The organism is Proteus genomosp. 6 (assembly GCF_040139785.1).
In the GTDB taxonomy this organism is placed as follows: Bacteria; Pseudomonadota; Gammaproteobacteria; order Enterobacterales; family Enterobacteriaceae; genus Proteus.
This window is the reverse complement of the sequence record NZ_JBEEVJ010000003.1, coordinates 180,443-194,639: the sequence shown is the minus strand read 5'-3', so window position 1 is coordinate 194,639 and position 14,197 is coordinate 180,443. Positions and strand designations below refer to the sequence as shown.

General features: G+C 36.1%; 15 protein-coding genes and 1 tRNA gene. 5 read left to right on the top strand and 11 right to left on the bottom strand.

The features are described from left to right. Window positions 1-111 precede the first annotated feature (111 nt). Both ABN212_RS05230 and ABN212_RS05225 read left to right on the top strand, forming a co-directional pair. Window positions 112-321, top strand: coding sequence for a sigma-S stabilization anti-adapter protein IraP (locus tag ABN212_RS05230; RefSeq protein WP_109371058.1), 210 nt, complete (start codon window positions 112-114; stop codon window positions 319-321). Between the two features lie 309 nt (window positions 322-630). Further along, window positions 631-834, top strand: a complete 204-nt coding sequence (locus tag ABN212_RS05225; RefSeq protein WP_198620792.1) for a hypothetical protein — start codon at window positions 631-633, stop codon at window positions 832-834. 396 nt (window positions 835-1,230) lie between these two features. On the opposite strand, the gene ABN212_RS05220 is transcribed toward ABN212_RS05225, so the two are convergent. From ABN212_RS05220 to xerD, 9 genes are all read right to left on the bottom strand, one after another. Further along, window positions 1,231-2,781 carry a methyl-accepting chemotaxis protein gene (locus ABN212_RS05220; protein ID WP_198620793.1) on the bottom strand — a complete coding sequence of 517 codons (1,551 nt, stop codon included), beginning with the start codon at window positions 2,779-2,781 and terminating at the stop codon, window positions 1,231-1,233. 347 nt (window positions 2,782-3,128) lie between these two features. Continuing rightward, window positions 3,129-3,530 (bottom strand): GNAT family N-acetyltransferase, encoded by a 402-nt coding sequence (locus ABN212_RS05215; RefSeq protein WP_232797517.1) that lies wholly within the window; start codon window positions 3,528-3,530, stop codon window positions 3,129-3,131. Between the two features lie 204 nt (window positions 3,531-3,734). Then, window positions 3,735-3,893 (bottom strand): hypothetical protein, encoded by a 159-nt coding sequence (locus tag ABN212_RS05210; protein ID WP_196554920.1) that lies wholly within the window; start codon window positions 3,891-3,893, stop codon window positions 3,735-3,737. A gap of 112 nt (window positions 3,894-4,005) precedes the next feature. Next, window positions 4,006-4,079 (bottom strand) — tRNA-Gly (locus ABN212_RS05205). Window positions 4,080-4,286: 207 nt separating this feature from the next. Next, complete coding sequence (gene lysS, locus ABN212_RS05200; protein ID WP_198620795.1) at window positions 4,287-5,801, bottom strand: lysine--tRNA ligase; 1,515 nt, start codon at window positions 5,799-5,801, stop codon at window positions 4,287-4,289. Window positions 5,802-5,809: 8 nt separating this feature from the next. After that, window positions 5,810-6,908 (bottom strand): peptide chain release factor 2 gene (gene prfB, locus ABN212_RS05195; protein ID WP_109371064.1). Its coding sequence is split into 2 segments (ribosomal slippage): window positions 5,810-6,832 and window positions 6,834-6,908, totalling 1,098 coding nucleotides; the frame shifts between segments, so codons are not numbered across the junction. A 171-nt stretch (window positions 6,909-7,079) separates the two neighbouring features. Beyond that, window positions 7,080-8,813, bottom strand: coding sequence for a single-stranded-DNA-specific exonuclease RecJ (gene recJ, locus ABN212_RS05190; RefSeq protein ID WP_198620797.1), 1,734 nt, complete (start codon window positions 8,811-8,813; stop codon window positions 7,080-7,082). 9 nt (window positions 8,814-8,822) lie between these two features. After that, the gene (gene dsbC, locus ABN212_RS05185; protein ID WP_196533415.1) at window positions 8,823-9,530 is read right to left on the bottom strand and encodes a bifunctional protein-disulfide isomerase/oxidoreductase DsbC; all 708 of its coding nucleotides are present in this window, start codon (window positions 9,528-9,530) and stop codon (window positions 8,823-8,825) included. Window positions 9,531-9,563: 33 nt separating this feature from the next. Further along, complete coding sequence (gene xerD, locus ABN212_RS05180; RefSeq protein WP_198632510.1) at window positions 9,564-10,502, bottom strand: site-specific tyrosine recombinase XerD; 939 nt, start codon at window positions 10,500-10,502, stop codon at window positions 9,564-9,566. 108 nt (window positions 10,503-10,610) lie between these two features. On the opposite strand from xerD, the gene fldB reads away from it, so the two are divergent. Further along, window positions 10,611-11,129, top strand: coding sequence for a flavodoxin FldB (fldB, locus tag ABN212_RS05175; RefSeq protein ID WP_088495999.1), 519 nt, complete (start codon window positions 10,611-10,613; stop codon window positions 11,127-11,129). Between the two features lie 16 nt (window positions 11,130-11,145). Here the strand turns inward: fldB and ABN212_RS05170 are convergent, their stop codons facing one another. After that, window positions 11,146-11,553, bottom strand: a complete 408-nt coding sequence (locus ABN212_RS05170; protein WP_198620799.1) for a protein YgfX — start codon at window positions 11,551-11,553, stop codon at window positions 11,146-11,148. Window positions 11,554-12,034: 481 nt separating this feature from the next. Next, window positions 12,035-12,310: an FAD assembly factor SdhE gene (sdhE, locus tag ABN212_RS05165; protein ID WP_036913402.1), complete on the bottom strand. Its 276-nt coding sequence runs from the start codon at window positions 12,308-12,310 to the stop codon at window positions 12,035-12,037. A 264-nt stretch (window positions 12,311-12,574) separates the two neighbouring features. On the opposite strand from sdhE, the gene ygfZ reads away from it, so the two are divergent. Together ygfZ and ABN212_RS05155 are read left to right on the top strand one after the other, a co-directional pair. Continuing rightward, the gene (ygfZ, locus tag ABN212_RS05160; RefSeq protein WP_198620800.1) at window positions 12,575-13,561 is read left to right on the top strand and encodes a tRNA-modifying protein YgfZ; all 987 of its coding nucleotides are present in this window, start codon (window positions 12,575-12,577) and stop codon (window positions 13,559-13,561) included. Between the two features lie 31 nt (window positions 13,562-13,592). Beyond that, window positions 13,593-14,195 carry an HD domain-containing protein gene (locus ABN212_RS05155; protein ID WP_198620801.1) on the top strand — a complete coding sequence of 201 codons (603 nt, stop codon included), beginning with the start codon at window positions 13,593-13,595 and terminating at the stop codon, window positions 14,193-14,195. The last annotated feature ends 2 nt before the right edge of the window (window positions 14,196-14,197 follow it).

Sequence of the window (14,197 nt, the reverse complement as noted above, 5' to 3'; positions counted from 1 at the left end):
AAGAACGTTAGCCATAATGTGCGATACATATCTAAATAATATGCTTCTATAATTGTGATAAACAAAAAAATTATCTATATTATTCATCCATTAAATACTGGCAGGTAAGTCATGGATAAAAATTTAAAAGAAATTGAATGTGAAATCGCTGCTCTAAAAATTGTTATCAAATCTTTACTTTCCACGCTAAATGATAAACAACGAAGAGATATGTTGGGCAATATATCTATAGTGCTTGAGGATACATCTAACAAATACCCTCAGCTTAATGAAGTTATTAACTTAACTGAGCAATATGTGAAAAAGCTTATTCAAACCTAATGAAAACGATATTTTCTATTGCTATTAAATTTATCCCCTAATTCTTATAGGGTACTAATAGTATCCTATTGATTATTTTGTATAGGATATACTGTGATTTTTCTTTCATTCACACAACGCTAAGTTAAATTTACTGAGTGTCTATTTCCTACATCTCAAATATCCTCACAGTTACTGTTCTAACGAAAAATGCGATAAAGTTGTATATTCTTTTATCAATTTAATTTTTTCTTGGATTTAAATAAACAATTAATTAATATAAAAATAATTTATCACACAGCAATAAATTGTCGTTCTTTTGAGGATCTTATGGAAAAAAAAGTTGTCAATATAGAGTATGAAATTGCAGCAGTAAAAGTAGTTCTAAAAGCCTTGTTATTGACTTTGACAGATAAACAAAAAGAAATAGTGATCCACGATATAAATAAGACCATCAATGATGCTTATATCGATCATCCTCAATACCAAAATATTATAAGCAAGACCGAACAGTATATAAAAAAAATACTCTAAACATTAAAGCTACATTCTTCATCGCCCTCTCTATTATTATTTATATTAGAGAGGATTTATATCTATATCTTTAAAAATCAAATCGATTTAAACTTTAACATAATCACTGATTGATTATGAAAGTTGAAATAAAAAGTACTTTTTAATTGATTGAGTATAAACGAAATAATATTATTATTTATGGCTCACTTAATTTGAATAATGATTTTCTGTTCCTTATGAAAAAAATTATAAACCATTACTGTTTCAATACTCGATCAATGATTAAGTTAAACTTATTTCTAATTTTAAATAAAAGCACGAATAATAAGAATTTAAACTTTAGATTTATTATGTTTATGCGTCTAAAGAGTAAAAACTTACCACCTTAGACACACTTTATGAATATTCTCTATATCAACGATGAGCAAGATTGAATTTTTGTACCGATAACTGTAATTCTTCGGTTTGTCTTTCTAATGAAATAGCTGCCGCTGAAACTTGTTCAACTAAAGAAGCATTCTGTTGTGTTACACCATCCATTTGAGTAATAGCTACACTCACTTGACCAATACCTTTACTTTGCTCTTCAGATGCAATAGTGATTTCTTTCATTATTGACGTTACCTGCTTAACTCCCATCAAAATGTCTTCCATCGTGTTTTCCATATCACTCACTAATTTTGCACCTTTTTTTACACGCGCAGTGGAATCAGCAATAAGGACTTCAATCTCTTTAGCTGCTTTGGCACTATCTCCTGCTAAATTACGCACTTCATTAGCGACAACCATAAATCCTCGACCATGAGCCCCTGCTCTTGCCGCTTCCACTGACGCATTTAAGGCGAGTATATTTGTTTGAAACGCAATGTTGTTAATGACATTGATGATATCTGCAATCTTACTTGAACTATTAGATATCCCGTCCATTGTTGTCACAACAGATTCAGCTAATTCATTGCCTTTTTCAACAGTCACTGATGCAACTTCAGCCAACTCTCTCGCTTGATAAGCGTGTTCCATATTCTGGTTAACGGCAGCTGTTATCTCTTCCATACTTGCTGCTGTTTGCTCTAATGCTGTTGCTTGCTCTTCTGTACGAGAAGCTAAATCGTTATTCCCTTTGGCTATTTCAGATGCGCCACGATAAATACTATCACTTCCCATTCGGATCGTACTTACCGCTTCATGCAAACTATTTTGCATATCATTTAATAACGGTATTAATCGCCCAGCACAGTTATTACCAAAAGGTTCTAGTGACTGACTCAGATCACCTTCTGTAATTTTCACAAAATGTTGGCGAATATTTTCGAGTGGTTTTTGTAACATAGCGACTAAATAACGATCAGTGAGGAGCAGAATAATTCCCCCTAAAATGACACTAATAATAATAACAATTTGTGTCACCTCAATAAGGTTATCCACTTCTTCAATCGTACTATCAATTTTTATATTTGCGGCATTATTAAAGTTTTCACTCACATTACCTAATTCGCGACTCAACGCAGGTGTTACATTTTTTGCATGATGTACATATTGCTCGATAGTGCCATTGAGCGCTAATTCCATCTGCTTTTTTACGCCTTGTTCAAAAAGTGCTTGCCATACGTCCATTAGTTCTTTTGATACTTTTTCATCCATCGGCCCTGGAGAAACAGATTTCATATACGTGATCTGTTTTTCCATATTTTCCATCGCCAATTGTACTTGTGTAAAATCGACGTCTTTGCCTTCTGCTTTTTCCTCAACGAGACGATTTAATCGAGAAGTGAATCGAAAATACTGATCATTTCCCTGACTGAGTGCAGCCATTTGTTTTATTATTTGATTATCAGATTGATTACCTTTGGATATTTGCTCTAGCGCCCATGCGCTATAAAGACTGACACCGCCAAATAGCACACATAAAGTCCCCAGTATGACTAACATCATCAGACGAATAGTAATGTTACGAAGTTTCCGCATCGAATTTCTCAACTAACAAGATAAAGTAAGCCCAATAGGGCGTAATGTACTTTTATCGACACTTTTTCAATTTATTTTAATTTTTTACTAAAGTTTTTTATAAATTGGTTTTTTATTTTCTATACATAAAAAGAGTTAGATGGAGGAAGCAAAAATGTTACTTATCTATCATTTTTTATAATTTGACATGAGAATAACAAATTCATTTAAAATCAACAAACTATAAAATTAGTGACTTGAAAAACAAATAAGAAGTATTAAAGAGATAAAAGGATAATTGAAGGGGAAAATAAGGTTTGGAATATTCTTAAATTAGCTAAAAGTAGAGCAAGGATAGAATGACGCAATTAACTTTCAATCAACGTAAACAAATCAATAAACATAATTGGGTGATCTGCACTCTTATTTTCTTCAGTATCAAGCAATTCCATTCCCTTTTTAGAATAAAATTCCATAGCACTTTTTTTAGCATCTGTTATCAAAAACCTACATCCAACCATAGGACGAATATCATCCAGTGACATTAACAATGCATATTCAAAAAGCATTGAACCAATTCCTGAAGTCCGATTATTAGAATCAACAGCTAAACGTGCGATTTTAACAGCTGGTAAAAATTCATATGAACTAGCACGAACACAATCACCTAAATCATATTCTTTAAGGTTAACCTGACTACAAGTTAATGTAATGTAGCCTAGTATTTTAAAAGGAAAAGTGTCGATAGGCTTATTTTTGTCTTCTCGCATATTGTCATCAGCTACAATATATGTTTGAGCGATACAACCATCTTGGAATAATAAGGCATCTTTTTGAATGAAAGATTTTAGCGGTTGATATTCTTTTGAACCACCACTAAAATTTTTATGTTTATGATATTGATTTAAAGGAAGGATGATTAGGTTAGGTTATAATAATTCCATTTTAGTTCAACAACCTACCCTAAATTTAAACTATGCATTTTTTACTGTTTTTTGGCGATTCTGACGTGCATTTTCTAAAGAACGTTTAGCATTAGCATTAGGCTTAGAATTCTTTATTTGCTTAAGCATTTGTTCTGCATCTTTTCCCGTCAGGATGGTGCGACCGAACGTACTACTTGTAATAGCCATTTTAACCTCCTGCGTTAAGATTAGTATATTAGATATGTAAAATATCAACTTAATGTTGTATACAGATTACGCAATCAAATTTATGGAGCCAAGAAAATTCACGATGAAAAATTGGAGCGGGCGAAGGGAATCGAACCCTCGTATAGAGCTTGGGAAGCTCTCGTTCTACCATTGAACTACGCCCGCATTAGATTTTTTTGATTATACGCCTCCTTGATTGAACGACAATCCCCTTTTTATTTAAATGATTATTTAATCATCAAAAAAAAGATAACCATTTGTTTTAAAAAACAATAAAGCCACCTTTCGGTGGCTTTATAACTATATTGATATTCGTTAATGCTATTCGTTAATTAACCATTTATTTAAAATAACAGTTATTTAAAATAACAATTATTTATTAGGGCGCATTGCTGGGAATAAAATAACATCACGAATAGTATGACTGTTAGTAAATAACATCACCATACGGTCAATACCAATACCTAAACCTGCAGTTGGCGGTAAGCCGTGTTCTAATGCCGTGATATAGTCATGGTCGAAGAACATTGCTTCTGCATCACCCGCTTCTTTTTGGCGAACTTGATCTTCAAAACGCTCTGCTTGGTCTTGTGCATCATTGAGTTCTGAGAAACCATTACCAATTTCACGACCACCAATAAAGAATTCGAAGCGGTCAGTAATAAATGGATTATCATCGTTACGACGAGCCAGTGGAGAAACTTCTGCTGGGTATTCAATAATGAATGTTGGTTGAATTAAGTGGCTTTCTGCAACTTCTTCAAAAATTTCACACTGAACACGGCCTAAGCCCCAGCTTTTCTCAATCTTAATACCAATAGATTGAGCAATAGCAACCGCTTTATCCATATCATCAAGATCAGCCATTACGGTTTCTGGGCGATATTTGCAGATAGCTTCTTTCATGGTTAATTTGGCAAAAGGTTTACCAAAGTCAAACTCTTGATCACCATATTTCACTAATGAAGAACCAAGTACATTTTCAGTTAATGTACGGAATAATTCTTCAGTTAATTCAATCAAGTCGCGGTAATCTGCATACGCCATATAGAGTTCCATCATGGTGAACTCTGGGTTATGACGTGGTGATACACCTTCGTTACGGAAGTTACGGTTGATTTCGAATACACGATCAAAACCACCCACAACTAAACGTTTTAAATATAATTCAGGTGCAATACGTAGATACATATCGATATCTAACGCATTATGATGGGTAATGAACGGACGCGCACTTGCTCCACCAGGAATGGTTTGCATCATTGGCGTTTCAACTTCCATAAAGCCTTTGTTCACCATAAATTGACGGATACCCGCCATGACTTGTGAACGAATTTGGAAAGTTTTACGCGATTCTTCATTAGAAATCAGATCTAAATAACGCTGACGATAACGCATTTCTTGGTCAGCTAAACCGTGGAATTTATCTGGTAATGGGCGTAGTGCTTTCGTTAATAAACGCACTTCTGTACAGTGAACACTTAATTCACCCGTTTTCGTTTTGAAAACACGACCGCGAGCACCTAAGATATCGCCGAGATCCCATTTTTTAAATTGCTCGTTATAGATACCTTCTGGTAAATCATCACGAGAAACATAAAGCTGAATACGACCACCCATGTCTTGCAATGTAGCGAAAGATGCCTTGCCCATAATACGGCGAGTCATCATACGACCTGCAATAGAAACTTCCACATTTGCTGCTTCTAACTCTTCTGCACTCATTGCATCATACTTTTGATGTAATTCGTCAGACAGCGCATCTCTGCGGAAATCATTTGGGAATGCGTTACCATTATCCCGTAAAGCGGATAATTTTTCGCGGCGTGTTTGCAGTTCGTTATTTAAATCAGGTGCCTGCTCCGCACCTTGTTGCTGTTGCGACATGTTTTTCCTCACAGGCCCGCTTTTAAGCTAGCTTCAATAAATTTATCAAGATCACCGTCTAATACTGCTTGTGTATTACGCGTTTCCACACCAGTACGTAAATCTTTAATACGTGAATCATCAAGAACATAAGAACGAATTTGACTACCCCAGCCAATATCGGACTTGTTATCTTCCATTACTTGCTTATCTGCATTTTTCTTCTGCATTTCCAGCTCGTATAACTTCGCTTTCATCTGCTTCATTGCCTGATCTTTGTTCTTATGCTGAGAGCGATCGTTTTGGCATTGAGTAACAAGACCTGTTGGAACGTGGGTAATACGAACCGCAGATTCTGTTTTGTTAACGTGCTGTCCACCCGCACCCGAAGCGCGATAAACGTCAATACGTAAATCAGCTGGATTGATTTCAATATCAATATTGTCATCAACTTCAGGGTAAATAAAGGCAGAACTAAATGAGGTATGGCGACGGCCGCCTGAGTCAAATGGGCTTTTACGAACTAGGCGATGAACACCTGTTTCTGTACGTAACCAACCATAAGCGTACTCACCAATAATTTTGATAGTCGCTGATTTTAATCCTGCAACATCACCGTCAGATTCTTCAATAATTTCTGTTTTAAAGCCTCTTGATTCAGCCCAACGTAAGTACATGCGCATCAGCATACTTGCCCAATCTTGCGCTTCTGTACCACCAGAGCCCGCTTGTAAATCAAGGTAGCAATCCGCACTGTCATATTCACCAGAGAACATGCGACGGAATTCTAATTGCTCAAGCTTTTTATTTAAACCATCTAACTCTGCAATAGCTTCGTTAAATGTTTCTTCGTCATCAGCTTCAACCGCTAATTCAAGTAAACCAGAAACATCTTCTAGTCCTTGCTCTAACTGATCGATTGTTTCTACGATAGCCTCAAGAGATGAACGCTCTTTGCCTAATGCTTGTGCCCTTTCTGGCTCGTTCCATACATCAGGTTGTTCTAATTCAGCGTTAACTTCTTCTAAACGCTCTTTCTTGGCATCATAGTCAAAGATACCCCCTGAGAACATTCGTTCTTTCAGAGACTTCTTCAATTTGGTGTTTTACGGGGTTGATTTCAAACATATTTTTTCGTCTTTATGTTGTTTTCAAAAACAATTGGAATAAATTTTGAACCGCATATTGTAACGGATATATCAGCGGGTTTATAGCATTTATATACAACTGTCTATCAGATAGTTGTTACCATAACAACGTGACTCTCTATATCACGGTAAATTGTTTAATTTATTCGCATTAACAAGGCCAAATATGCTCAACAAGCAATTGAGCATTACGTTGCCCTCTAAATTCATTCACATCTAATCGATACGCTAGCTCAACCATTTTAATGCTGTTATCAGGCCACATATTAATATCAACATTAAAGGCAATAGCATCAATCATAAGATGGCTATTTACGGGCTGAAGCATCATTTTTAAATGCTTACTACCCACAATACGTTGCTGTAATAACGTGAATTTACCGTCAAATAAAGGCTCTGGAAAAGCTTGTCCCCACGGACCTGCTTCTCTTAGCATTTCCGCAATTGGTAGTGATAGCTGGTTTTCTGTTAGCTCACCATCAGATAAAATAACGCCTTGCAATTGCTCGTCAGAAACCAACTCTGCCATTAAAGACGAAAAATGACGCTGAAATAAAGGGAATTTATCTTCTTCAAGTGAAAGCCCTGCTGCCATTGCATGCCCACCAAATTTCACCATCAACCCCGGATTTAATGTATTTAACCGCTCTAAGGCATCTCGCAAATGTACGCCACTAATTGAACGACCAGAGCCTTTTAACAGACCATCACCACTAGGTGCGAACGCAATAACAGGACGATGCAATTTCTCTTTAATACGAGAGGCTAAAATACCCACAACGCCTTGATGCCATTCGGGATGATATATCGCTAAACCATTAGGTAAATCATGTTGAGTGCCCATAAACTGGCGAAAAATGGTTGAGGCTTCTTCTTGCATTCCCGCTTCAATTTCACGCCGAGTTTGATTTAATCCATCAAGTTCATTGGCAATTTCACGAGCAGTACCAATATTGTCAGTTAAGAGTAAAGCAACCCCCACCGACATATCATCTAGACGCCCTGCTGCATTTAAGCGAGGCCCTAAAGAAAAACCTAAGTCACTACTAACCAATTGAGATAGTTCTTTACGAGACACTTCTGTTAACGCTTTAATACCCACACAACAACGTCCAGCTCTAATTCGGCGTAATCCTTCATAAACAAAAATACGGTTATTTTCATCAAGAGGAACAACGTCTGCCACTGTGCCTAGTGCAACTAAATCGAGAAAATCCGCCATATTTGGGCGAGTTAAGTTTTGTTGCTCGAACCAGCCTTGTTTTTCTAATTCAGCTCTTAATGCCGTCATTAAATAAAAAGTAACGCCAACACCTGCTAATGATTTAGATAAAAAAGAACAATCTGTCAGATTAGGATTAATAATCGCATCAGCGGCAGGTAAGGTTTGTCCCGGTAGATGGTGATCGGTAACGAGGACACGAATACCATATTCATGAGCCGCATCTACACCTTCAAAAGAGGAAATTCCATTATCCACAGTGATAATGAGATCAACCCCTTTTTTAGCAACGTCATGAACAACTTGAGGGCTTAAACCATAACCATCATCAAAGCGATTAGGAATATGATAGCTAACCTGCTTAAATCCCATTTGGCGTAATGCTTTAATCGCAAGTGCGGTACTTGTTGCACCATCAGCATCAAAATCGCCAACAATAACAATACGAGATTGTTGCTGTAATGCATCAATCAGTAATGAAATTGCCGTTTCTATTCCTGTTAATGCTTGATAATGAAGTAAGCCTTTTAACGATCGTTCTAGTTGAACTTCAGAGGTTATTCCACGATTAGCATAAATTTGTCGTAATAAGGGATCTAAGTTATCTGGTAATTGAGTTGCCTGTGCAATTCGACGACGCAATGTCGGTTCAATAGTGACCATAAAACGTAATTACTTCTCTTTTTTATCTAATAATTCAACAAGGTTTTGTGCAGAAATATATCCACCATAAATACTAGCATTAGGTAATACAATAGCAGGTGTGCCTTGGATCCCCATCATAGTGCCTAATTTAAAATGTTCATTGATATTGATTTTTTTGCAATCATCAATCGCAATAATTTTGTCACCTTTAAATGCACTGTCTAATGATTTATTAGGGAAGCCACTACACCACACAGCATTCATTTCTTTGCTCACAATATTGTTGCTAATGCCATTACGAGGAAACGCTAAATAGCGTACTGTCACTCCTTGTTTATTCAATTCGGGTACTTCTTGATGAAGTTTTTGGCAATAGGGGCAACTAATATCAGTAAAAATAGTGATCACATGGCGTTCATTTTGTGCTTTATAGACAATCATTTCATTTTTAAGTGAATCTACTTTTTTCATAATAATTTGATTGGCAATACTGACTGGCTCACCATTACTGATATTATAAATAGGGCCCGCTGTTAGATACTTACCATCATCCGTAATATAAAAAATACCTTTGTCTGATAACACCGCATTTAACCCAACAATCGGTGTAGGTTGGATACTTTCTGCTTTAATTTGCATTTTAGCCAGTTGCGCTTCAATTGAGGCATTGTCAGCAAGCACAGGCATTGACACCATGCTTAATAATATTGGCAACCAGAATAATTTCTTTTTCATTTGAATTCCTATTTAACGCCTGCTCTTTAGCGGCTATCCCCTTGGATGATGTTGCTGATGAAGCGCTTTCAAGCGTTCTGTTGCAACATGGGTATAAATCTGTGTTGTAGAGAGGTCACTGTGCCCCAATAACATCTGTACAACACGCAAGTCTGCTCCATGATTTAAGAGATGTGTCGCAAATGCATGACGCAACACATGAGGTGATAGTTTTTCCGTATCGATCCCTGCTATCACTGCATAATGTTTTATCCGATGCCAAAATGTTTGGCGTGTCATTTTTTGCCCTCTTAAGCTAGGAAAAACAATATCGTCTGTTTTTCCTTGCATTAAAGTGGGTCTTCCATATTGCAGATATTGCTCCAGCCAGTAAATAGCTTCTTCACCTAAAGGAACTAATCGTTCTTTATCGCCCTTACCAATAACACGTAGTACGCCTTGTCGTAAGCTGATATCAGAGAGGGATAATCCCACTAATTCAGAAACACGAAGCCCACATGCATAAAGGACTTCAAGCATTGCTTTATCGCGCAATTCAAGTGGCTCATCAATACAAGGGGCATTGAGTAAATCATCAACTTGTCGCTCACTTAAATCTTTTGGTAAACGCTTAGGAAGCTTAGGTGTTGACAGTAATGAGCTTGGGTCATCTAAACGTAATTTTTCACGATACAGATACTGGAATAATCGACGCATTGTGCTGAGTAGACGCGCGGCACTACTGGCTTTATAGCCTTCATCTAAACGCGTTGCGAGAAAGGATTGCAAATCCAAAGTAGTGACTGATAACCAGTCTAATTGGTGATGTGCAAGCCATTGCCCTAATGCTTGTAAGTCTAAGCGATAAGAGCTGAGCGTATTTGCAGATAAGCCTTGCTCTAACCAAATATTGTCGAGAAATTGTTCAATGATAATATCAGTATCTTCATTGATATAAGTTGTCTTTTTTGTCGATAATTTGGTTTGTGACACAGTCTTACTCTCCCTCTCTTTAGCTTATCGCCTTTACATTATGCCTTATAAAAAAATTTTTCTGGTACAATAGTGACCTTTATTGGCAAAAATATCCTAAAAACCTTTATGAAAATTGGTCTATTTTACGGTTCCAGCACTTGTTACACCGAAATGGCAGCAGAAAAAATTCGTGATATTCTCGGTGAAGAGTTCGTTGATCTTCATAATGTTCAAGAGTGTGATATCACGCTTATGGAACAATATGACATCCTTATTTTAGGTATTCCAACTTGGGATTTTGGTGAGATCCAAGAAGATTGGCTCAATATTTGGGATACATTGCCGACATTAAATTTAAAAAATAAGCTTATTGCAATGTATGGGATGGGTGATCAAGTTGATTACAGCGAATGGTTTCTTGATGCGCTGGGTATGCTCTACCATCATTTATTACCAAGTGGTGTTAAGTTTATTGGGTTCTGGCCTGTTGATGGGTATGAATTTGTCAGCCCAAAACCTTTATCTGATGATGGTAAACATTTTGTTGGTCTTGCATTAGATGACGTAAACCAATTTGAAGAAACTGATGAACGTTTATCACAATGGTGTATGCAAATTCTACGTGAAGTAGAAGAAAATTTATAAATTTAATATCCAGATATTAAATATCTGGATATTGCATCAATAACTGAGAAAAGTTACGCCACTCATTTTCAGTCATACTATCAAAAGCAACCCATAACGTGATTTGCTTTTTATTTAGAATAGAGGTTAACGTTATTCGAGCACCAAAACGGCTGATCCAAGGGCGTTTTGTTATTTGCCATTCATGCAGTTTCCATTGAATTCGGTTGCCATTCAATAAAATAAAATCCCCTTTGATACGACTAATATTCTTTTGTGTGAAATACCAACCACCTATCAAGAAAAGTAACAATGGAACCCAAACATAAATAAAATCAGGAGGCCATGGATACAACAGTAAACCGATCTCAAAGGCAACATAAGCAACTGTTGAGAAGAGTTGAGTAAACCATGATACTGTGAGGTGCGATTTCCATAAAATCACGAGTTATATTAACTCCTGCTATAATTCTATACGAATATAAATAAGTTAAAGATAATAAAGACCAATCTATTTATAATGTAACTTCTTCCTTAACCTTGCAAATAGTTTATCTTATATTTTAGCTTAATTATTTATTGTTACTTTTTCGATTTAATATGTATTAAAAAAATATAACTTAATAATAAGTACGAAATTTCTATTCTTTCTTAATCGCTGTTTTAATAAAGTCAGCATACCTGATTTATTAAGTATAAAGCGAAAAACATCAAAAAAAGACGATTTAAGCGATCATTTTTAGAGGTAGTGCGCAAATTTAACGCAACTACATTTTTTATTTCAGTAAATTTTAGAGTATCCTTAATATTATTAAATTTTCACATAAAAAATGAAAACGCCTTTATTTGATGAGAAAATAAAGGCGTCATTTTTAATCAATCTTAATTACTATTTAATCCTATCGTTGATTTGATAATCTATTTTATTAATATTTATCAACGATCTCCGCCATTCTAGCTTTATTGCGATCTTGGATTAATTTCACCATATAATAGAGCGCATCATCATCAGGGCGCCCATGATTCATTAACCAGTTAAATAAATCAGGATCTGCACACTCTAGTAAACGAACAAAAAGTGCTTTATCGTTATCAGATAGCGTATCGTACTCATTCTCGAAAAAAGGCATGATAGAAATATCCAGTTCACGCATTCCACGACGACATGCCCAGTTAATTCGTGCTTTATTCTCTATATCGATAGTCATACTCTGCTCTTTACATTGTTCAAATCAAGAAATACCACTATTTCTTCCTAGCATTGATAATAGTCTTATCGCAAAATTTTTAACATCAAAATGATCACAGTTTGCAGGTTTAGTCTCATAGACAACCTATTGAACATGCTTTCATTTGTTATTTATCAAGTTCATTTTCTGTGCGTTAAAAATAATAATGACTTGCATTGTCTTGCCACTCTTTTACCATAACTGATGTATCTGATTAATTTAATAGCTGGTGACATCATGACTCAAAATTCTACTCAGGCTAAACGCCCTCATGCAGCAATCAATTTGCCATTAACACTGGTTTCTTTAGATGAATGGTCACTGATAACAGCAACAGGTGCTGACAGTGAAAAATATCTACAAGGTCAACTAACAACGGATATTGCAGCACTTCCAACAACAACACATACATTGTCTGCACACTGTGAAGCAAAAGGTAAAATGTGGAGTACACTTCGCTTATTCCACCAGCAAGAGGGTTTTGCTTATATTTTGCGTAAAAATGTCGCACAAAAACAACTTGCTGAATTAAAAAAATATGCTGTATTTTCAAAAGTAACCTTAGCTGAAAATACAGATAGCGTTTTATTAGGATTAGCAGGGCAAGGTGCTGCTCTTGCATTAGCAGATTACTTTCCAAATATCCCTCGTAAAGCAAACGAAGTGGTTAATCACGATAATACTTATATTCTGCAATTACCTTTACCTACTGAACGCTTTTTAATCGTAACAGACGAAGAAACAGCAAAAAATCTTGCAACAACATTAAAAGCAGAAACCAGTAATAGTGAGCAATGGTTAGCCTTAGATATTGAGGCTGGATATCCTATTATTGATACTCCAAATATTGAGCAATTCTTACCTCAAGCAACAAATCTGCAAGCATTACCGCTGAGTATCTGCTTTAAAAAAGGCTGTTATACTGGGCAAGAGATGGTATCTCGTGCGAAATTCAGAGGCGCAAATAAACGTGCTATGTATTTGTTATCAGGTGGTGGTACTGAATTGCCAGAGATTGGTGGTAGCGTTGAATGGCAATTAGGCGAAGATAAATGGCGTAAAACAGGAACGGTATTAAGCGCTGTACGTATGGCTGATAATACTATTTTGGCTGAAGTTGTTATGAATAACGATATGGAGCCAGATAGTGTATTTCGAGTTCAAGACGATAACATCAGTCGTTTATCCATTAAACCACTGCCTTATTCTTTAGAAGAAGAGTAATTCTTATTTATCATAACCAATACGGACTTTTATGACACAATTACCAAAAGGGGCATTTGGCCCCTTCTCTGATACTATTAACTTTATTATGGAGTTAGATAAACTAAAACGTGTTTATCGTAAAAATAATGTATTAGACAATAGTCGTTCCGAAAATACCGCAGAACATAGTTGGCACTTTGCCGTTGCAGCAATGAGTTTTCAGCCTTACGCGGGTGACATTGATATGGGACGAGCTATTCAATTAGCCCTTGTTCACGATATCGTCGAAATAGATGCTGGCGATGTGATGGTTTATGACGTTGCCGCTCGCGAAGCGATTAAAGAGCACGAGCAAAAAGCCGCAAAACGTATTTTCTCTTTATTGCCTTCCCCACAAAGTGAATATTTCCTCAATTTATGGCTGGAATATGATGCGGCTGAAACACCTGAATCTCAGTTTGCTAATATTCTTGATCGCACCATGCCGATGCTGATGAATTTACATAATAAAGGTCAAAGCTGGGTCGAAAATAATATCCGCTTAGAGCAAGTATTAGCACGTAATCTGTTTATTGAAAAACAGTGGCCTGAATTTTGGCAATATCTCTACCCTCAATTATTAGAGGCACAGAAAAAAGGCTGGCTGAAGTAATC

Coding starts and splice junctions, on each gene's coding strand:
- ABN212_RS05230 (WP_109371058.1), top strand. CDS start 112: ATGGATAAAAATTTAAAAGAAATTGAATGTGAAATCGCTGCTCTAAAA.
- ABN212_RS05225 (WP_198620792.1), top strand. CDS start 631: ATGGAAAAAAAAGTTGTCAATATAGAGTATGAAATTGCAGCAGTAAAA.
- ABN212_RS05220 (WP_198620793.1), bottom strand. CDS start 2,781: ATGCGGAAACTTCGTAACATTACTATTCGTCTGATGATGTTAGTCATA.
- ABN212_RS05215 (WP_232797517.1), bottom strand. CDS start 3,530: ATGCGAGAAGACAAAAATAAGCCTATCGACACTTTTCCTTTTAAAATA.
- ABN212_RS05210 (WP_196554920.1), bottom strand. CDS start 3,893: ATGGCTATTACAAGTAGTACGTTCGGTCGCACCATCCTGACGGGAAAA.
- lysS (WP_198620795.1), bottom strand. CDS start 5,801: ATGTCGCAACAGCAACAAGGTGCGGAGCAGGCACCTGATTTAAATAAC.
- recJ (WP_198620797.1), bottom strand. CDS start 8,813: ATGGTCACTATTGAACCGACATTGCGTCGTCGAATTGCACAGGCAACT.
- dsbC (WP_196533415.1), bottom strand. CDS start 9,530: ATGAAAAAGAAATTATTCTGGTTGCCAATATTATTAAGCATGGTGTCA.
- fldB (WP_088495999.1), top strand. CDS start 10,611: ATGAAAATTGGTCTATTTTACGGTTCCAGCACTTGTTACACCGAAATG.
- ygfZ (WP_198620800.1), top strand. CDS start 12,575: ATGACTCAAAATTCTACTCAGGCTAAACGCCCTCATGCAGCAATCAAT.
- ABN212_RS05155 (WP_198620801.1), top strand. CDS start 13,593: ATGACACAATTACCAAAAGGGGCATTTGGCCCCTTCTCTGATACTATT.